Annotated in this window: 9 protein-coding genes and 1 pseudogene; 3 read left to right on the top strand and 7 right to left on the bottom strand. The window is 66.5% G+C overall.

Features of this window, described 5'->3' with window-relative positions:
• From V6B97_RS00005 to V6B97_RS00015, 3 genes and pseudogenes are all read right to left on the bottom strand, one after another.
• Positions 1–84 (bottom strand): annotated as a pseudogene (locus V6B97_RS00005) (IS1595 family transposase); the annotation flags it as partial.
• Between the two features lie 32 nt (positions 85–116).
• On the bottom strand, positions 117–1,613 hold the full coding sequence (locus V6B97_RS00010; protein WP_333504438.1) for a sigma-54-dependent transcriptional regulator: 1,497 nt from the start codon (positions 1,611–1,613) through the stop codon (positions 117–119).
• A 2-nt stretch (positions 1,614–1,615) separates the two neighbouring features.
• Entirely contained in the window at positions 1,616–5,335 is a 3,720-nt protein-coding gene (locus tag V6B97_RS00015; RefSeq protein ID WP_333504439.1) for a hybrid sensor histidine kinase/response regulator, read from the bottom strand.
• 521 nt (positions 5,336–5,856) lie between these two features.
• Between V6B97_RS00015 and V6B97_RS00020 the strand changes: the two genes are divergently transcribed.
• Positions 5,857–6,234: a hypothetical protein gene (locus V6B97_RS00020; RefSeq protein ID WP_333504440.1), complete on the top strand. Its 378-nt coding sequence runs from the start codon at positions 5,857–5,859 to the stop codon at positions 6,232–6,234.
• A gap of 780 nt (positions 6,235–7,014) precedes the next feature.
• Here the strand turns inward: V6B97_RS00020 and V6B97_RS00025 are convergent.
• Positions 7,015–7,548 carry a hypothetical protein gene (locus tag V6B97_RS00025; RefSeq protein ID WP_333504441.1) on the bottom strand — a complete coding sequence of 178 codons (534 nt, stop codon included), beginning with the start codon at positions 7,546–7,548 and terminating at the stop codon, positions 7,015–7,017.
• Between the two features lie 27 nt (positions 7,549–7,575).
• Between V6B97_RS00025 and V6B97_RS00030 the strand changes: the two genes are divergently transcribed.
• Both V6B97_RS00030 and V6B97_RS00035 read left to right on the top strand, forming a co-directional pair.
• On the top strand, positions 7,576–12,060 hold the full coding sequence (locus tag V6B97_RS00030) for a TylF/MycF/NovP-related O-methyltransferase (protein WP_333504442.1): 4,485 nt from the start codon (positions 7,576–7,578) through the stop codon (positions 12,058–12,060).
• 46 nt (positions 12,061–12,106) lie between these two features.
• The gene (locus V6B97_RS00035; RefSeq protein WP_333504443.1) at positions 12,107–14,893 is read left to right on the top strand and encodes a glycosyltransferase family protein; all 2,787 of its coding nucleotides are present in this window, start codon (positions 12,107–12,109) and stop codon (positions 14,891–14,893) included.
• Positions 14,894–14,930: 37 nt separating this feature from the next.
• Here V6B97_RS00035 and galE read toward each other — a convergent pair whose 3' ends face one another.
• The 3 genes from galE to V6B97_RS00050 all read right to left on the bottom strand — a co-directional run bounded on the left by galE (position 14,931) and on the right by V6B97_RS00050 (position 20,055).
• Positions 14,931–15,932: a UDP-glucose 4-epimerase GalE gene (gene galE / locus V6B97_RS00040; RefSeq protein ID WP_333504444.1), complete on the bottom strand. Its 1,002-nt coding sequence runs from the start codon at positions 15,930–15,932 to the stop codon at positions 14,931–14,933.
• A gap of 64 nt (positions 15,933–15,996) precedes the next feature.
• Positions 15,997–18,765: a glycosyltransferase gene (locus tag V6B97_RS00045; RefSeq protein WP_333504445.1), complete on the bottom strand. Its 2,769-nt coding sequence runs from the start codon at positions 18,763–18,765 to the stop codon at positions 15,997–15,999.
• Between the two features lie 183 nt (positions 18,766–18,948).
• Entirely contained in the window at positions 18,949–20,055 is a 1,107-nt protein-coding gene (locus tag V6B97_RS00050) for a class I SAM-dependent methyltransferase (RefSeq protein WP_333504446.1), read from the bottom strand.
• Between the last annotated feature and the right edge of the window lie 58 nt (positions 20,056–20,113).

Here is a 20,113-nt window from a genome sequence, read left to right on the forward strand (position 1 = left end):
AGTTTTGGTGGCATCAATATCGATGCAAAAGCATTCAGCAATTTTTCCGATTTTGTAGCGGCTTAATTTGCTGTTTTTAAACATGATTCTAGCCTATCAGGGCTTGGCCTGATGGTCTAGAGCCTATTCTTTTTCAGCAGGGCATAGAAATGCGAGCGGGACAGGCCGGAGATGTCCAGCATCTCCTGCAGGTTGCCCTGGGTCTGTCCGATGAGGATTTCAAGGTACTTGCGCTCCATGAGTCGCTTGAAGCCCTTGAGCGGCGGCAAGGGGCTGGTGAAGGCGGCGTCCGGGCCGTGGGCGCCGTCGGCGGGCTTGCCCGGCGGCACCATGTCCTGTGCGCCGCCGGAACCGTCGCCGTTGCCGTCGGCGGCGGAGGGGTGGGAGGCGGATTCGCTTCCGATGCCGCCTTCGCCCGTGGCGGGGCGGGCAATGGCGGCGCGGGTGATCTTGATGCGGACGTCCTGGGGCAGGTGCAGCGCGTAGAGCACGCTTTCAAGGCCGGAGATGACGAACGAGCGCTCCAGCACGTTGTACAGCTCGCGCACGTTGCCCGGCCAGTCGTACTGGGCCAGCTGCTGGAAGAAGTCGGGCGAAAAGCCCTTGTGGGGCACCCCGTACTGCTCGCACAGCCGGTTCACGTGGTAGATGGCCAGGGGCTTGAGGTCTTCGGGGCGGCTGCGCAGGGGGGGCAGTTCCACGTGCACGGTCTTCAGGCGGAACAGCAGGTCCTTGCGGAATTCGCCGCGTTCCACCATGGCGTCCAGGTCGCGGTTGGTGGCGGAGATGAGCCGGAAGTCGCTCTTGATCTCCTGCGTGCCGCCCACCGGGCGGAAGGTGCGTTCCTGCAGGAAGCGCAGGAACGAGCGCTGGATGGACAGGGGCATCTCGCCCACCTCGTCCAGGAACAGGGTGCCGCCGTCGGCCAGCTTGACCAGCCCGTCGCGGTCGGTGAGCGCGCTGGTGAAGGCCCCCTTGCGGTGCCCGAACAGGGTGGATTCCACCAGGCTTTCGGTCAGCGCGGCACAGTCCACCACCACGAAGTTGCCCGCGCGGCGGGTGCTGTTGCGGTGGATGGTGCGGGCGAACAGTTCCTTGCCGGTGCCTGTCTCGCCGGTGACCAGCACGTTGGCGTCGGACGAGGCGGCGTGCGCCACCAGGTCGAAACACTGGCGCATGGAAGGGCTGGTGCCCACCACGCCGTCCAGGTCGAGCGCCACGGCCGGGGCGTCCCCGCGCGACAGCTTTTCCTCGCGGTATTGCAGGGCCCGGTGCAGGGTCAGGGTGGTCTGCTTGATGGGCGAGGGCTTGACCAGATAGTCCCACACGCCGCCCTGGATGGCCAGTTCCGCGCCGTCGGGGTCGCCCTCGCCGGTCAGGATGATCACCTCGGGCCGCGACGGGGAAAGCCGGATGCGCGGCAGCGCGTCCAGCCCGTTGCCGTCGGGCAGGCGCACGTCCAGGAACACCACGTCCACGTCGGTGGTTTCGAGCTTGCGCAGCCCTTCCTCCAGCGTGTGGGCCGTCTCGCAGCCGTAGCGCAGCCGGGCCAGCAGGCTGGCGATGGTCTCGCAGACCTGGACGTCGTCGTCGATGACGAGGATGGTGGGCACGCTCACTCGCTCCCCAGCCGGGCGAACACGCGGCGGATGGCGTCCGCCAGGATGTTCCGGTTGTACGGCTTGTGGACCATGGCCTTGATGTTTCCGGCGACGGCCGCCCCTTCGGCCGCCACCTCGCGGCCCGAAACGAGGATTATCGGCATCTTCGGAGCAATATCGCCCATTTTGCGGGCAAGCTCAAGGCCGTTGGCCTCCGGCATGTCGAAGTCGGTGATCACCAGGTCGAACGAGGCCGGGTGCTCGCGCACGGCGGCCAGCGCCAGCAGCGGGTTCTTGAAGGCCCGCACCGTGTAGCCCAGGCTTTCCAGCACGCGCGGGATGGTGTGCAGCTGGTCGTCGTCGTCCTCCACGAACAGGATGCGCTCGCTGCCCGTTTCCGGGGCCAGCAGGGCCGGGTCGATGAGGCAGGCGTCCTGGGCGTGCATGGGCAGGTATATCTCGAATTCGGTGCGCCGCCACGGCACGCTGGAAACGCGCACCGAGCCCCGGTGGCCCTTGATGATGCCGTGCACCACGGCAAGGCCGAGGCCGGTGCCCTCGGTCTTGCCCTTGGTGGTGAAGAACGGGTCGAAGATCTTGTCCACGATCTCCGGCGGGATGCCGGGGCCGTCGTCGGCCACGGTCAGGCGCAGGGCGCAGCCCGCCTCCATGCCCAGTTCCAGGGCGCGCTCGTCGGACAATATCTCCTGCTCCAGGTTCACCTCCAGCACGCCGCCCGTCTCGCGCAGGGCCTGGAACGAGTTGGTGCACAGGTTCATCAGCACCTGGTGGATCTGGGTGGGGTCCGCCCTGGTGATGGACGGGCGCGGCGGAATGGCCTTGCGGATCTCGATGTTGCGGGGCAGCGATGCCTTGATGAGCACCAGGGCTTCGTTGAGCACCTCGTTGATGTCGGTGATGACGAAGCCTTCCACCGAGGGGCGGCTGAAGGTCAGGATCTGCTTGACCAGGCGGCTGCCGCGCTGGGCGGCCTTGAGGGCGCGCATCAGGTCGTTGCAGGTCAGCGAGTCGGCCGGGATGTCACTGATGGCCAGTTCGGTGGAGTTGATGATGGACGTCAGGATGTTGTTGAAGTCGTGCGAGATGCCGCCCGCCAGGGTGCCGATGGCCTCCATCTTCTGCGACTGGAGCAGTTGCCGTTCCAGCCGGATGCGCTGGGTGACGTCCTCGGCGGTGGTCAGCAGGCCCACCACGTCGGCCCCGCCGTCGTCGTCCGGCTGCCCGGTCTGCCCAGCCTGTCCAGTCTGGCCGGTCTGTCCGGTCCGGTCCCCCGTCCTGTCGCTCAGGAGGGGCACGCGGTTGGTTTCCAGCCACACCGCCTCGCCGCCCGGCGAGGTGATGGTGATCTTGGTCTGGTAGCGCGGCTGGCCGGAACGCACCACGGCCTCGTCGTCGCCGTGCACGCGGGCGGCGTCCTCGGCCGAGGGCAGCACTTCGCCGTCGGTGCGGCCCAGCAGGGCGTCGGCGCTGTCCAGCCCCACGAAGCCCAGGAAGGACTTGTTGGCGCCCATGTACTTCAGGTCGCGGTCCTTCCAGTAGACGAACTGCGGGATGTTATCGAGCACCAGCTGCAGCATGCGCTGCGACGCGGAAAGGGCCCGCTCCGCCGCCTTGCGCTGGGTGATGTCCTCCGCGTAGCCCTCGATGTGGCGCACGTTGCCCTGCTCGTCGCGCTGGGGGCGCATGGTCAGGTGCATGGTCACCGTGTCGCCGCCGGGCCTGTCCACGCTGGACTCGAACGACACCACCGTGTCCTGTCCGCTGCCCGGCCCCGCGCCTGTCCCGGCGGCTGTCATGTCCGGCGCGCCGTGCAGCCGGGCGAAGGTGCCCGCGCCCGACGCCAGCAGCAGGGCGGGCGAGGCGTACCCCGACATGCGCGCCATGGCCGGGTTGGCGTCCAGGTAGTCGCCCCCCGGGGTGACGCGGAAGATGCCCAGCGGAGAGCTTTCGAACAGCGAGCGGTACTTTTCCTCGGCGGCGCGCAGCCGGTCCTCGGCCTTCTTGCGGTCGGTGTAGTCGAAGACCACGCCCACCAGGCCCGCCACCGCGCCCCTGGAATTGCGGTAGGTGGCCTTGTGCATGATGATGGAATGGGGCGAGCCCTCGGGGCCGGGCAGGGTGGTTTCGTAGCTGGCCACGCCCGGCTCGTGCATCAGGCTGGTGTCGGACACGTCGCGCAGCATGGCCACGCCTTCCGGCCCGGCCTGCCATTCGTAGCGGCCCAGCAGCGCCTCGCGGTCCACCCCGAAGAAGCGCTCGAAGGCCACGTTGCATTCGCGCACCCGGCCGTCGGCGTCCTTGCTGTAGATGGGGATGGGGATGGTGTCCATCAGCGAGCGCAGGAACGACAGCTGGTCCTTGATCTTGCCTTCCACCCGCCGTTTTTCCAGGATGTTCATGACCAGCAGCACCAGGGTCACCGACAGGATGACCATGCTGACCATGATGGTCCAGAAGACCTGCTTGTTCAGTTCGTAGAACCGGCTGGGCTCGTTGATGATGATGCTGTCCGGCGGCAGTTGCGAGGGGCCGATGAACAGCCGTTTCAGTTCGTTGTTGTCGAACATGAAGGCCTCGTCGGCCTGCTCCACGATGGGGATGGACGAGGCGCGGATGCCGCTCAGCACCTGCAAGGCCATGCGCGCGGCCATTTCGCCGTGGCGCACCCCGGAAATCAGCTTGCCGCCCACGATGCCGTGGCCCAGCAGGAAGGCCCAGTTGCTGTACAGCGGCGCGCGCGAGGCGGCGTGCACCTTTTCCAGCAGTTCTTCCGCCGAGTAGAACTGGCCGTCGATGTCGCGGTAGATGGGCACGAAATAGAAGAAGGTGTCCGGCCCCTGCTCGCGCACCCAGTCCAGCATCTGCTCCAGGCTGTAGTCGCTCCACTCCTCCACCACCAGGCGGTCCCTGAACGGGCCGAGCTGGGCCAGCACCTGGTTGCGGATGGCCGCGCCGGTGACCGAGTCGTCGCCGATGACCACCATGCGCCGCAACTGCGGGTTCAGGCGCAGGGCCAGTTCCAGGTTGTAGGCCACGTCGTAGTTTTCCAGCACGCCGGTGATCTCGCGCCCGGTGGCGCGCAGGCTGGCGGACTGCACGTCGTTGAGCCCGCAGAACACGATGGGCACGCCGGGGAACAGCTCTTCGCCGAACTGGAGCAGGAAATCCACCGCCACGTTGTCCGAGGCGATGATGATGTCGAACTTTTTGTTGCGGAACTTGTCGCGGTACAGGGCGTACAGGGTGGAGACCGTGTCCTGGTAGTGGAATTTCTTGGAGTCCATGTACTCCACCTGGAACACGATGCTGTACGGGCTTTCGGCCAGGGTCTGGCGGATGCCCTCCTGGATGTGGTCGGACCAGGCGTACCCGTTGTGGTACGAGTTCAGGTACAGCACGCTCTTGCGCGAGCCCTCCGGGGCGCCGAGCGAACCGGCCGCGCCGGTGGTGGAGCGCGACGTGCCCGGCACTTCGGCCGGGGTGGCCCAGGCGGGCGCGGGGCCGGACGGCAGGGCCGCGCCCGGCCGGGTGAACGGCGCCGGTGCCGACGCCAGGCACAGCAGCAGGATCAGCGCCGCCAGCAGGAACGGCAGGCGGCGGAACCGGGTGCGGCGCGGGACACGGACCGGGGCGCGGCGCGGGGCCGGCCGGGGCCGGAGCGGCAGGGCGGACCGGCGCGGGGGCCGGGCCGGCGGGAACAGGCTGTCATGCATGCGGGGGGACCGCCGAAAGGCTGTGGTGCGCGGAAGGGCGGGAGCGTCGGGTCTGACCGGGTCTAACGGATCAGGCCGGGTCTAACCGGATCGGGCCGGGGTGGGCCGGATCGGAACGTGCCAGCAGGGCGACGGCCTTGCGGGTGGCCCCGCCGGAGTGTGTTTGACCGCACAGTTTATAGTGTTGCCACCGTGAGTGCAACTAATGCTGGACTTCCCCGCCAAGGTCAAGGGCCGCGCCCCCGCAGGAGCGGGGCGCGCGTTGCAGGGGCGCAGGTGCAGCCGGATCGGGCGGGTGAAAGATGCGGCGGGAACGCCGGGCCAAGGCCCGCATGGACGCAACGGACGGTGCGCCGGAATGGCGGCTTCGGATGGCGCCGGGCAGTGTCGTATTCTCGACATGGTCCGGAATTTTTTTGTGGAAAACCTGCAAATACAGGATGGTATGCGCCCGGCAAGGCTCTTGCATCACACGGCGGCGTGGCGGCATTCCGCCGGATTCAACGCAAGGAGGCATCCCCATGCTGTTTCTGCTTGGCGGCAACGACAAAAAGGCGCGCAAGGCCGAGGCCGCGCAGACCGAAAACCTCGAACGGGTGCGTGAGCTGTTTCTTTCCGGGCGATTCCCCGTGGTCACCACCGACGGCGTCGAGGACCGCAGGATCGGCCGCGTGCTGGGCCTGGTGGCCTGCCGGGGCTACGATTCCGACGAAACGTTCTTCGGCATGGCGGCCCGCGCCGTGAACAAGGGGGCCCAGGCCATCGTGGGCTACCAGGAGAACGTGGCCTTCCATCCCGACGGATCCAAGTACTTCTCCTGCTACGGCACCGCCGTGCAGTTCTGCCGCGACGAAAAGGACGGCGGCAACGGCAGCGGGCCGTTGCGGTTGCAGGCGTAGGGTGCCAGTGATGCTGTGCGTGAGGAGTGCCCTGCGTAGAGTGCGCGAAGCCGATTCGTGTCGGCTGTCTTGGGCATTCCGTTCGGGATGCTTGTAGAATAGGATGTTCGTATGACTAGATATCCTGCTGCGTTCAGACAGGCCGTTGAAACGACAGGTCTGCGGGAAAAGATTCAGCCCGTAATAGAAAATTTGCCCTCTATTGAGTATCAGTTACGGAAAAATGGGGAAATGGATTTTTACGGGGCGAGCAATTGTATTGCGCAGTCGTTGGGGCTCGAGCCCATGTTTGGCCGTGCTACTTGGACTCATGGATGGAGATGGTATGACATATCGACTCCGATGATGCTTATCGATCCGGAAAGTCGAAATATCAATAACCTTGTGATATCCAGGGAGCATGAGGAGTATTTAAAGAGAAACGGCTATGCAAAGGCGGTGGCTGTTGGTGTCCCATTCATATATGCGCAACCTGTCAAACAAGTAAGAATCAAAGATAGTATTCTTGTTTTTCCAAAACACAGTACTCAGTTTGCAAAATATGCAGTAGGTGATGAGTCAAGATCATATATAGATTATATTAGATGCCTTCAAGATGATTTTTCTTTAGTTGTTGTTTCTGTAGGATATGAAGATGTTCGTAAGGGTAATTGGATTAATGAATTGGAAGATGCGGGTATCCCATGGGTAGCGGGAGCTTGGAGCTACGATAAAAATGCATTGCAGCGTATGCATGCCCTGTTGCGTCAGTTCGAGTATGTGAATAGTAATACGCCGGGGTCACATTTTGCTTATGCAGCATATTGCGGTTGCAAAGTGTCGTTCAGTGGTCCGGAATGCATGTTGCAAAAGTTGGAATTTGATACACATCCGCACTTCCGGCGTTATCCGGGCATTGCCAACGAATTGAAATCGCGGGATTTTGTGGCGAATTTCCGTAGTAAGTTTCCGTTTTTGTTCACTGAGCCGCGCCTCGCTGTAGCTCATGAGGTATGGGCGCGTCAGGTTCTTGGCGAGGAGAACAGAAAAGCCCCCGAGGAAATCGCCGAACTGTTCGAGTGGAAACTGCATCGGCTGCCGTCCGGCCGCTGGGCGCCCATTAACCCGCTGGACGCGCTGTCCAACGAGGAACTGTTCGCCAAGGCTGTGGCGCGCTCCACTGTGGGTCGCCACGATGAGGCTTTCAAGCTTACCAACGTGCTCAAGCGCCGCCACGTGCGGATGCGCGACGTGGAAATTATCCGCGCTCGGTATTTTTTGAATGTAGGCAACACCCATGGCGCACGCGAGGCGTTGAAGGAGGAGTTGCGCCATTTTCCGGACAACGCCACGGCCCGGGCCATGCTGGCTCCGCTCGGAGGCGAGGTGCTGCCGCCGCATGTCGCCGCCAGCGAAGGGGAAAGAGAGTTCATCGATTTCTACAACCGGGTTCGCCCCTTCACGCGGCTGAACATCCGGCGCGCCCGATCCCTGTACGACCTTGCCGTGCGCGTGTGCCGCGAGGACATCCCCGGCAACATCGTGGAATGCGGCGTGGCGGCGGGCGGCTCCAGCATGCTGTTGGCGTTGGTGGTGCAGAAGCACAGCCGCTTTCCGCGCAAGGTGTTCGCTTTCGATACCTTCACCGGCATGCCCGACCCGGAGGATGTGGACACCGCCAATGGCGTTCCCGCCGACGATACCGGTTGGGGCACCGGAACCTGCGCCGCGCCGGAGGATTTCGTCCGCGAACAGTGCCGCCGTCTGGGCGTCGGCGACATCGTGCAGACCCGCAAGGGGCTTTTCGACGCCTCGCTGCCCGCACATCGGCATGAGATCGGCGAGATCGCCCTGCTGCACCTGGATGCGGACTGGTATTCCTCCACCATGGCGATCCTGGACAACCTGTTCGACCAACTCGGCGACGATGCCCTGCTGCAGATCGACGACTACGGGGCCTGGGACGGTTGCAAGAAGGCCATCCTCGACTATTCGGCCCGGCACGACCTGTTTTTCGACATCCATGACATCGACGGCACGGGGGTATGGTGCGCCAAGCCCGCCCAGACGGGGAAGAAGCCCGTTGGAAAGGCGCGGGCCGGTGCCGCCGGTCCCGTCCCGGCCAGCCCGCCTTCACCCACCCGTTCCGGTCCCGGCCCTGCCTTTCCCGATCCCAACGCCTTTCTGGATCCCCGCCTCGAACCCGGCTTCATGGATATCTACCTCGTGCGGACGGCCATTCTGAACCGGCTCGACCAAGCCATACTGTCCTTCTCGGGCACGCTGCTCGACGTGGGGTGCGGCCAGATGCCCTACCGCGAGCATATCCTATCCCGGAAGCCCGCCGTCACCCGCTACGTGGGGCTGGATTTCGCCACCGGCAAGTATGCCGACCGCAGGCAGCCCGACTTGACCTGGGACGGCACAGTCATTCCCCTGCCCGACGCCAGCGTGGACTGCGCCATGACCACCGAGGTGCTGGAACACTGCCCCGAACCGCTGGCGGTGCTGCGGGAAATTCGGCGCGTGCTCGTTCCCGGCGGTAGTCTGTTCTTCACCACGCCGTTCCTTTGGCCCATCCACGACGCACCGCACGACCACCATCGCCTTACGCCCTTCGCAATGCAGCGGCTGCTGGTGGAGGCCGGGTTCGAAGAGGTGCGCGTCGAGGCGATGGGAGGCTGGAACGCCGCGCTGGCCCAGATGATCGGGCTGTGGCTGCGCCGCGCGCCCATGCCGGATGAAACCCGGCGGCAACTGACCAGCGACCTATTTCCCTTCTATGAGGAACTGGCGCGTACCGACGTGGTGCCCGATGATTTCCAGCGCAATCCCATGATCACCGGGCTTTCCGGGACGGCCATGGCGCCTCGTGTGCGCGCGGCGGCCCCATCCGGCGCGGCTGGGGAGCTTGCGGTCACCGCCGGAAGCGCCGCGCCCGCCCCGCGCGTGATCATCGTCACCGACCAGTTTCCGGTGCTGTCCCAGACCTTCATTCTCGACCAGATCACCGGCCTCATGGACCGGGGGCTGGGCGTGGAACACTGGTCGCTGCAACGCATGGACGAGCCGGTGGTGCACGAGAACGTGCGGCGTTACGGCCTGCTGGACAGGACCCGCTATATCACTCTGCCGCCGGATTCGTTGCGCGGCGACCCGCACGAATGGGCAGAACGCTTCCTGCGGGACAACGGCATTTCCTCTCCGGACGACGCGGCTTCCATCCAGATCCATTTCGGCCCCAACTTCCGCAGGCTCGAACCGCTGTTCAGCGTATACCCTGGCCTGCGCGTGGTGGTGTCGTTCCACGGGTACGACGGCTCGGCCACGTTCCGGGTCAAGGGGGCCGACGTGTACGCCGGGCTGTTCGCCCGGGCCGACGTGATCACTACCCCCAGCCGGTTCATGAAGGATACGCTGGTGCGGTACGGCTGCCCGCCGGGCAAGGTGGTGGTGCATCACTACGGAAAGGATACGGTGGAGTTCGCACCCGCCCCGCGCGACGGCGGGCGTCGGACGGTGCGCGTGCTCAGCGTGGCCCGGTTCGTGGAAAAGAAGGGGCTGGAATACTCCCTGGCGGCCTTCGCCAAGGCCCAGGCCGGGCTGGACGCCGAATACCGCATCGTGGGCTACGGCCCGCTGGAGCCGGAACTGCGCACCCTGGTTGCGTCGCTGGGCGTGGCCGACAGGGTGGTCTTCCTCGGGCAGTTGCCCAACGAAGAGGTGCGTCGCGAGATGGCCGAGGCCGACATCTTTGCGCTGACCAGTGTTACGGCGGCCAACGGCGACAAGGAAGGCGTGCCCGTCAGCCTCATCGAGGCCCAGGCGCTGGGCCTGCCCGTGGTCAGTTCGTGGCATGCGGGCATTCCGGAACTGGTGGCGCACGGCGAAACCGGTTTCCTGGCCGAGGAGCGGAACGTGGACGAGATATGCGGCTACCTGCGGGTGCTGCTGAAAAACCCGGCAATCCGCAAGAGCTTTGCCGTCAACGCCCGCAACAGGGTGCTGCGCGAATTCGACATCGTCGCGCTCAACGATGCGCTGGCGGGATATCTGCGGGGCCGGGTTCCGGCGCGCGGCGGCGACGGGCGGACTGCCGAACCATCAAAAGCTGCGCAGGCGGGCGCTGTCGAAGAACCCAACCCCGAGCCGGAACCTGGCGCAACGGTCCGCTGTCCCATCTGCGGGGGGAATACCGCGTTCCGCGCCTTCGGCACGCCGCTCCGGCTGGAGGCCCTGTGCCCGGAGTGCACGTCGCTGGAGCGCCACCGGTCGTTGTGGTTGTTTCTGGAACGGTACACGAGTTTCTTCGCCTCGCCGGGTCTGCGGATGCTCCATTTCGCCCCGGAGGTATGCCTGGAACGTCATTTCCGGAAGCTGCTGGGTGACGGCTACGTCACCGCTGATCTGCTGGACCCCCGTGCCGACGTGCAGGCCGACATCACGGCCCTGCGGTTTGCCGACGCCAGCTTCGACGTGGTGCTCTGTTCGCACGTGCTCGAACACGTGCCCGACGACCGCAAGGCCATGCGTGAACTGTACCGCGTGCTGACCGGGGACGGCGTAGCCATCGTCATGGTGCCGCTGCGCGGGGATGCCACCGACGAAGACCTGTCGGTCACCGACCGGGAGGAGCGCGCCCGGCGCTACGGTCAATCCGACCACGTGCGCTACTACGGCATGGACATCATGGACCGCCTGCGCGAGGCGGGGTTCGAGGTGTCCCACGTGGACACGGGCTCTCTGTTCAGCCGCGCGGAAAGTGCACGGATGCGGCTGGGCGGCGTGCAGTTGTTCCTGTGCCGCAAACCGCGGGATGCAGCGACGGCCGATGCGGGATGCAGCACGGATGCGGTGGCCCAGCCCGGCCAGTCCGGCGAATCGGGCCAATCGGGCCAGTCGGGCGCACCCGACGGCGGCACGACTGCTGGACGGCGGGGACAGGCCCTGCGCGCCACTGCCTGCCACTGGTCCACCCCCCAGGGCGGGGCGCGTACCCGCTGGTGGATGCACCCGGCCATCCTGCGCCATTGCAACGGTCTTGTCTGCGGCCATCCGGTGGACGGCCCCTGGGCCGGGCTGGAGGAGCGCATGCGCCAACTGGCCCCCGGCGGGACGTTCGCGCGTGGGGTGTCCGTGGGGTGCGGCAGCGCCTCCAAGGAACTGAATCTGCTGGAGCGGGGGCTGGTGGGCAGCTTCGACCTGTACGAGGTCAGCGCCGAGCGTGTGGCGGTGGGCCGCGACGCCGCGAGGCGGCGCGGAGTGGCGGACCGGGCACGCTTTCACGTGCGGGATGCCTTCGCCCATGAGCCCGGTGAATCGGCGGGCCGCTGCGACCTGGTCTACTGGAACAATGCCCTGCACCATATGTTCGATGTGCGGCAGGCGCTGGAGTGGAGCCGGAACCGGCTGCGCCCCGGCGGACTGCTGGTGGTGGATGATTACGTGGGAGCAACGCGCTTTCAGTGGCCGGACGCGCAACTGGACGTCGCCAGCCGCGTGCGGCGGGCTCTGCCGGAAAGGCTGCGGCGCGATCCGTCCCGCCCCGACCGGTTGCTGCCCGACCGCATAACTCGGCCGGACATGGCGGAAATGCTCGCCACGGACCCCTCGGAGGCGGCGGACAGCGACAGCATCATCCCCGCCCTGCGGGCCGTATTTCCGGACGTGCAGATCATCCCCACGGGCGGCGTGGTGTACAGCCTGGCCCTCAAGGACGCCATCGCCAACTTCGACGATACCGGTGACGCCGAATTGCTGCGCGACCTGCTGGACCTTGACGTGCGGCTGGCGGAAACGGGACAGACGCTGTACGCCTGCGCCTTCGCCGTCAGGCAGGCGGCCTGAGCCCGCCTTGGCGCAACGCCCGAACCATCACGGAGCGGCCGCACAGATGAACCAGCCTTCCCGTGCCTTCAAGGTGGCCTTTGCCGTCACCGAGGTCGGTCCCGACGTTGCCGCCGGCGACTATTTCACCGCGCTCGAACTGGGCAGCGCCCTGCGCAGGCTGCTGCGCTGGGAGGTCGCTTGGCTGCCCGCCCCGCAGTGGTACGATGTGGGCGACGCCAACGCGGTCATCGCCATGACCGACCACTACGACCCCACGCGGCTGGGGGCCAGGGCGGCGAGCCTGATCAAGATATGCTGGATGCGCAACTGGTTCGACCGGTGGGCGGGCAAGTCGCATTTCGGCATGTGGGATATCCGGCTGTGCTCGTCGCTGAAGGCGGCCGCGCACATCAGGGCCGCCTACGGATACGAGTGTGCGCTGCTGCGCATAGCCACCAACCACGCCCGGTTCCGCCCCCGCAACGAGGAAAAGCTGTACGACTATGTGTTCACCGGCAGCTACTGGGGTGCTCCGCGCGACATCGAACTGATCGACCCCGACGCCATCGGACTGCGCTTTGCCCTGTACGGCAAGAACTGGGAGGACCATCCCCGGTTCAGACCGTACTGCAAGGGGTTCGCGCCGTACCGCGCCATGCCCCGGATATACAACCAGTCGCGCCTGTTGGTGGACGACGCCAACAGCGTCACCAAGGAATGGGGCTCGGTGAACAGCCGGGTCTTCGACGCGCTGGCGTCGGGCATCCTGGTGATCACCAACAGCGCCACCGGCTCCGGGGAACTGTTCGACAACCGGCTGCCGGTCTACACTTCGCCGGAAGGGCTGCGCGGCGAACTGGCGCGCTACCTCGACGATCCGGAACTGTACCGGAGCACCGTGGAGGACCTGCGCGGGCGCGTGCTTGCCGGGCACACCTACGATATCCGGGCCAGGGAACTGGCCGCCATCATCCACGGGCACCTGCGCGATGCGCAGGCCAGGGAGGCCGCGCGGGTGGCGCGCGCCCCGGCCGGGGCGGCAAACCCCGGCGTTGCGCCGGGGCGGCCGCCGGTGGCGTCCATCATCATCCCTGTTTTCAACCAGATGCATTTCACGGTCACATGCCTCGACGTGCTGTTTCGCAATACCCCAGAACCGTGCGAGATCATCGTGGTGGACAACGGCTCCACCGACGAGACTCCCCGGCTGCTCGAAGGGTACGCCGGACGGATTCGGGTGATCCGCAACGAGCGCAACGAGGGGTTCGCGCGGGCCTGCAACGCCGGGGCCGCCGCCGCCACCGCGCCGTACCTGTTGTTCCTGAACAACGATACGGAGGTGCAGCCCGGTTGGCTGCCGCCCCTGCTGGCCATGGCCGCGCGGCCGGGCGTGGGCGCGGTGGGCAGCCGCCTGCTGTTCCCCGACGGCACGGTGCAGCATGCGGGCGTGGTCATCGTGGAGCGTCGCGGCATCACTTCGCTGCTGCCCCGGCATGCGTTCATCGGCGAGTCGCCGTCCTTGGCCGCGCCGGAACAGGCCACGGCCATGCAGGCGGCCACCGCCGCGTGCCTGCTGGTGGACGCGGCGTCCTTCGCCGACGTGGGCGGGTTCGATACCGGATACTGGAATGGTTCCGAGGATGTGGACCTGTGCTTCAAGCTGGGCCAGTTGGGCCGCAAGGTGGTCTACGAGCCCGCCAGCGTGGTGGTGCACCACGAGGGCAAGAGCGGGCACGAACGCACCGTGGCCATCAACACCAACAACGCCCGACTGCGCGCCCGCTGGGAAGGGTTGGTGGCTCCGGATATCATCGATGGGGAAGGCGTGGTCTCGGTCGGGGAGGGGCTGGCTCGCCGCATCCGGGCCGGGGACGAACTTGCGCCGGACGCTGCCCATGGCGAGGCGCTGACCGCCTGGTGGCATCGCTACCGGGCGCACCACCTGCCACAGCGGCCCGCCCCTTCGCGCAGGCGCTTCGCGGTGCGCATCTGCACGCCGTCGCGGCATGACCAGGGGTGGGGCGACACGGCCTTCGGCCGTGACCTTGCGGAGGCCCTGGCGCGGCAGGACAACGACGTGGAGGTGTTGTTCAAGGATGAATGGCACGCCCGGTCCGGGCATGACGTGGCCATCCACATCCGGGGCGTCTACCGTTATTATCCCCGGCCGGGGTCCCGGAACGTGCTGTGGATCATCAGCCACCCGGAGCTGGTCACCCGCGACGAACTGGACAGCTACGACCTCGTGCTGTGCGCGTCGGCCACCTTCCTGCGCCAGATCGGGCAGACCACTTCCACGCCGTGCCACTATCTGCCGCAGGCCGCGAGTCCGCTGGTGGTGCGCAACGCCGTGGACGTGCCCAGGCGGTTGGACATGCTGTTCGTGGGCAACAATTACGCCTACAAGGAAAACAGCCGCCGCCGGATCGTCCAGGACGTGCTGGATGCCGGGTACGGCGGAGCGCTGCGAGTGGTGGGCCGCGACTGGGACGGCTACCTGCCGGAAGAGATGCTGCTGGAACGGAACATTCCGCAGGAGATGCTGCCGCGCCTCTACGGCATGGCCCGCATCAACCTGAACGACCACCATCCGGCCATGGTGCGGGACGGGTTCATCAACAACCGTACCTACGACCTTGGCCTGCTGGGGCAGTTTCAGATCAGTAACGCGGTGCCCGGCATCGAGGAGCTTGGCGTGGTCACCTACGCCAACGCCACCGACCTGCGCCACAAGGTGGAATATTATCTCGCCAACGAGGCGGCCCGCAACGAGATGGCCGCGCTGGCCCGCGAGCGTTGCGCGGGAGAGACCTTCGACAGGCGGGCAGCCACCATTCTGGACCTGGTGTAGCCCGCACGACGCGGTGCGGGGCGGGACGACAGCGCCGTCAGGAGCGGGCGGCGGCCCGGCGCTCTTCCAGAACCTGCGTCCAGCGCCACGCGGTGGCGAGAATGTCGTGCAGGTCGCCGTGGCGGGGAGCCCAGCCCAATTCAACGCGGATGCGTTCCGCGCTGCCCACCAGGCGTGCCGGATCGCCCGGCCGCCGGGCGCCGAGCAGGAAGGGCACATCCCGTCCCGTCACTTCCCGGGCGGCGGCCACCACTTCCTTCACCGAATATCCCGTGCCGTTGCCCAGGTTGAACACCGTGGCGGAGCCGCCCGCGCGCAGATGGTCCAGCGCCAGCAGGTGCGCCTGCGCAAGGTCGGTGACGTGGATGTAGTCGCGGATGCACGAGCCGTCCGGGGTGTCGTAATCGTCGCCGAAGATGCGCAGTGGCTTGGACGGATCCAGGACGGCCTGCAGCACCAGCGGGATGAGGTGCGTCTCCGGCTCGTGCCATTCGCCCACGCGGCCCTGCGGGTCGGCCCCGGCCGCGTTGAAGTAGCGCAGCGAGACGTGGCGCAGGCCGTAGGCGCGGCCGTAGTCCTCCAGGATGTGCTCCACGGTGAGCTTGGACCGGCCGTACGGGTTGATGGGCAGCTGTGGGTGGTTCTCCGCGATGGGCAGGGCTACCGGGTTGCCGTAGGTCGCGCAGGTGGAGGAGAAGATGATGTCGCGCACGCCGTGCTCGCGCATGGCCCGCAGCAGGTTGAGAGTGGCGCCGACGTTGTTGGCGTAGTACTTCTCCGGGTCCGTCACCGATTCGCCCACGTAGGCATAGGCCGCGAAATGCATCACTCCAGTGATGTCGTGCTGTCGGAACACCTCGCGCAGCCTGTCGATGTCGGCCAGATCCGCGTGAACGAAATGCCCGGCCTGCACGAATTCGCGGTGACCGTAGACCAGGTTGTCCAGTACCACGGTGGATTCGCCGCGTTCCGCCAACATCAGGTTGACGTGCGATCCGATGTACCCGGCGCCGCCGGTGACGAGGATGGTTCCGCTCACGGGTCTCTCCCGCCGTCGCCCGCAGGGCGGGAACGGCTGTTTTCTGGCTTGGCTGCCGGGGCGGTCAGGGCTGCGCTCCCGCCAGCATGTCCTGTATGGCCCGTGTCCAGCGGGTGGTGTGGCGTTTGCGAGAAAAGTGTTCGCGGTAGCGTTCCCCGGCCCGCTGGCCCATGGTGCGGGCAAGCTCCGGGTCCGTGCCCAGGGCGGTCATGTACCGGGCGAGGTCGCGCGGGGACTCCAGCGGGAACAGCAGCCCGGTTTCGCCGTGCACGACCAGTTCCGGAATGCCGTTGACGTTGGATGCCACGCACGGCTTCTCCAGTGCCATGCCTTCCAGCAGCACCAGCGGCAGGGCTTCCTCGCGCGAGGGCAGCACCATGCAGTCGCAGGCGCGCACGTAGTCCAGGGCGTTGCGGCGGATGCCGGTGAAGCGCACGCGCTCCGTGCCGTAGCGGCGGCGCGCCTCGGCCACGATGTCCCAGCCGCTCCATTCGCCGTGCACCGGCCCCACGCAGACCAGCACGGCCCTTGGTACCTTGTGGAATACCTCGGCCATCTGTTCCAGCAGGATATCGTGCCCCTTGCGGGTCTGCACGCTGGCCAGGCACAGGTAGATCATGGCGTCGCGCGGCAGTTCCAGCGCGTCGCGCACCTCGCCCGTGTCCCGCCGCAGGAGCGCGGCGGCCTCTTCTTCGGCGGCGCAGTTGGGAATGTACGTCCAGCGTTTACCGGACAGGGGTTCGATGGCCTTCCATTCCGCGATGACGTTCTCCGAAACGCAGACGTGGTTTTCATACCGGGTGAAGGCGTGGATGGCCTCGTCGTACAGGTTTCGGTATTCGAACTTGCCGGTGTACTGGTCGGGCGAGGTATGGTGGACGAAGGTGCGCGGGCAGTCCTCTGGCAGGGGCAGGGTGCGCAGGAAACGGTGGCCTTCCAGCAGCACCCCTTCCTCGATGATCAGTTCCGGCTCGCCGGCGGCCTTCCAGCGCGGGTCCTCGCCGGGGTTCCGTTCAGGATGTACGGCTATCCACAATGGCCAGCGGAATCCGTTGTCCCCGCAGACGTCGGCCGTCATGCGGGCGAATTCCGCCATGGCCTCGGGCAGTCCGGGGTGCCATGCGGTGACCACCGTGACGTCCGGCCCGCCTGATCCGTCCGGCTCGTCATGGCCGCGCAGGATGGAAGACAGTGTCATGAATTTGGCCTGGGTGACGCCGTTGACCCCCCCCGCGCCGAAGCCGAAGGTGTCGGTGACGTACCACACGCGGCGTCGTGCGTCCGCAGTCCGAGCGCCTTTGCGCAGGCGCTCCTCGGTGCGGTCCTGTCCCAGTGCCGCGAGGCGCGCGGCCAGTTCGCCGACATGCTGTTCGTGGTCCGGGGCCAGCATGTGGGCGCAGTCGAGCAGGGCCATGGCCCGGTAAGGGTCCTCGGTGCAACTGCCGATCATGCCCAGCAGGTCGGCCGTGAAGCCGCGCACGGCCCTATCGCGGGGAAAGAGCGCCATGTACTGCCGGGCAAGGGTGTGGGCTTCGTGGATGCGCGCGCAGCGCATCAGCACCTGCATGGCCAGCAGCGCAGCGCCGGGCTGCGCCGGGAAGGCGGCCAGCAGTTGCAGAGCCGTTTCCACGGCCTTGTCGCGTTCGCCCCTGTCCGCGAGGTGCCTGGCCTTCTGTGTCAGCCTGGCTTGCAGCGCGGGATACACGGCAGGGTCGCCCCTGCCGGCGTGCTCGCCCTCGAAGGCGTAGGCCAGGGAAGGCAGGGCGTTGCGCAGCATTTCCAGCAGCGCCTTGGCCCGCTCCTGGGTGGCTGCTGTGTCCTCCATGTCCACCGGGCCGCGCGGGCGGATCACCAGGTCCTGGCGCACCAGCGTGACGGGAATCCAGTTCTGGTTGTGCATTTCGGCGCGCACCGCGTCGAGCTTGGACACGTCGTACACGTCCGGGTGCAGCCGCACGATCTGTTCCTTGATGGCCACGTCGCGCTCCTTGGCGCGCATGACCACGGAGTTGGCCTTGCGGCGGTAGAAGAACAGCGGTTCGTCCAACTGTGCGCCCGCCCATCCGTGCCGGGTGGCCCTGATCCAGAACTCCCAGTCCATGTAACCGTGGACCATGCGTTCTTCGTACCCGCCGATCTCTCGCCACATACGCTTGCGGTACAACGTGGTGTTGGTCTGCTGGTTGGTGACCAGCAGATTCACCCAGTTGAAGGGTGTCGTGGGCCAAATGGCGTTGACGCTGCCGAAGAACAGTGCCTTGGTGCTCATGTAGCCCAGGTCCGGCCGGACGCGCAGGGCGGCTACGGTCTTTTCCAGGAACTGCGGCGCGATAAGATCGTCGGCATCCAGCGCCAGGATGAATTCACCACGGGCCAGGGTAGCTCCCCGGTTGCGGGGTTGCACGATGCCTCGGCGTTCCTGCCGGAAATAGCGGATGGCGTAGTCTGGATGTCGGCGCAACAGTTCCTGCGCCACTTCGTGGGTATTGTCCGTGCTGCCGTCGTTGATGATGATCAGTTCCCACGCCGTGAAGGTCTGCATCAGTACGCTGTTGATGCATTCCTCAAGATATTCCCCATAGTTGTGGCACGGGACGATGATCGTTGCCACCGGGGGCAAACCGCTGGGGGGCTGGATGGCGGCTCCGGCCATCAGGAAATCCATTACCCATTGCGAGAAGACCGGCGAATCCACACCGGCGCACAAGGCATCCAGAACGGCGTCGTAAAGCCGCGGGGAGCGGTCGCCCCGTTCGATGGCGGCGCGGACTGCTTCTTCCAGCTTGGCTGTCTGTTGGGCAACGGTTTCCTGCTGCCGGGGATCGCGGGTCATTTTGGTGGTCACTCTCGAAAGGTGTTTTCAACGCGCGGATGGTGGCAAAGGGCGCGTGGCGCGGCTTGCATGGCACGGAACTCGGGCGGCTTCACCGTCAGCGATGAGACGGTGGCGTGGCTCGCCGTGATTATGACTGCAAGATGCATTCCTGACAAAAGTGCCGATGCGGTATCAGCCGCCTTACCCCCTTCGCGCGTCGAACACCCCGATGTAGTGCGGCCCCCGCCCGCCGCGCGAGCAGGCGTCGATGTAGGCGCAGGAGTCGGCGATGGTGGCGTCGAACAGGGGCGCCAGTTCCGGCATGCGGCACACGTCGGCGATGTAGGCGCGGGTGGTGTCGTGGAAGAAGGTGGGCGGCAGGGGCGATTCGCCGTGCAGGTATTTCAGCGAGGCCAGGCTGGTGTTGGCGTGGACCGTGGTGTCGAAGCCGTGCGCCCGGCAGCGCGCGGCGATTTCCACGGGGTGGAACAGGTGCTTGTCTTCGGCCGTGCTCTTGTCGATGTCCTGGCGGCAGTAGAATTCCACCATGCGTCGGAACAGGTCCACCAGTTCCAGTTGGCGCGGGGTCACCTCCACCCCGCGCGCGGCGGCCAGCTCGGGCATTTGGGCTACCAGCACGCCCATCAGCAGCAGGGCTTCGCGGCAGGGCTCCTCGAACACCAGGTGTCCTTCCGGACGCAGCACCCGCGCCGCCTGGGCCAGGAAGGCGTCCACGTCGGCCACGTGGTGCAGGGTGGCGCGCATGGCGATGCACGACAGGCTGGCGTCGGGGATTTCCTGCATGGCGTCGCCGGAAAGGATGCCCAGGCGGACAGCGCCCGAAGCGGGCTTACGGGAGGAGGCGTGGCCGTTGCCGTCCGTCTTCCACCCCACGCCGTGGGCATCCAGCCGCTGGCCCAGAATGCGCAGGAAGCCCGGCGAGGTGTCGGTGAGCAGCAGCAGGGGGAACGGGTTGTCCACCGCCAGGCCGAGGCTGAGGTAGCCGAAGCCGCAGCCTATCTCCAGCGCCGGGGCGGACAGGTCCGCGCCCGTGGCCCGCAGCAGGGCCACCAGTCCTTGGCCCGTGTCCAGGGGGGCGGGGGCTTCGCCGTGGTGGGCGGTGTAGGCTGCCTCGTCGTGGAAGAACGGCCGGGCGTCGCCCAGCAGCAGCACGCCGTCCTGGGCGCGCTGGGCGGAGAGCCATTCAAGGAAGGGGCGTGCGGCGGCGGGGGCTGCACCGTTCCGGGGGGCGTCCCCGTTGGTGCCGTCCCCGATGGTGTCGTTCCGGGTGCTGTGGCCTTGTGTCATGCGGGCGTCTCCTGCGCGCGGGGTGTGCGGGGGGTGTGAAGTCCGGGACGCGGGGGCA

It is taken from the genome of Nitratidesulfovibrio sp. 1201_IL3209 (assembly GCF_036763125.1).
Taxonomy (GTDB): domain Bacteria; phylum Desulfobacterota; class Desulfovibrionia; order Desulfovibrionales; family Desulfovibrionaceae; genus Cupidesulfovibrio.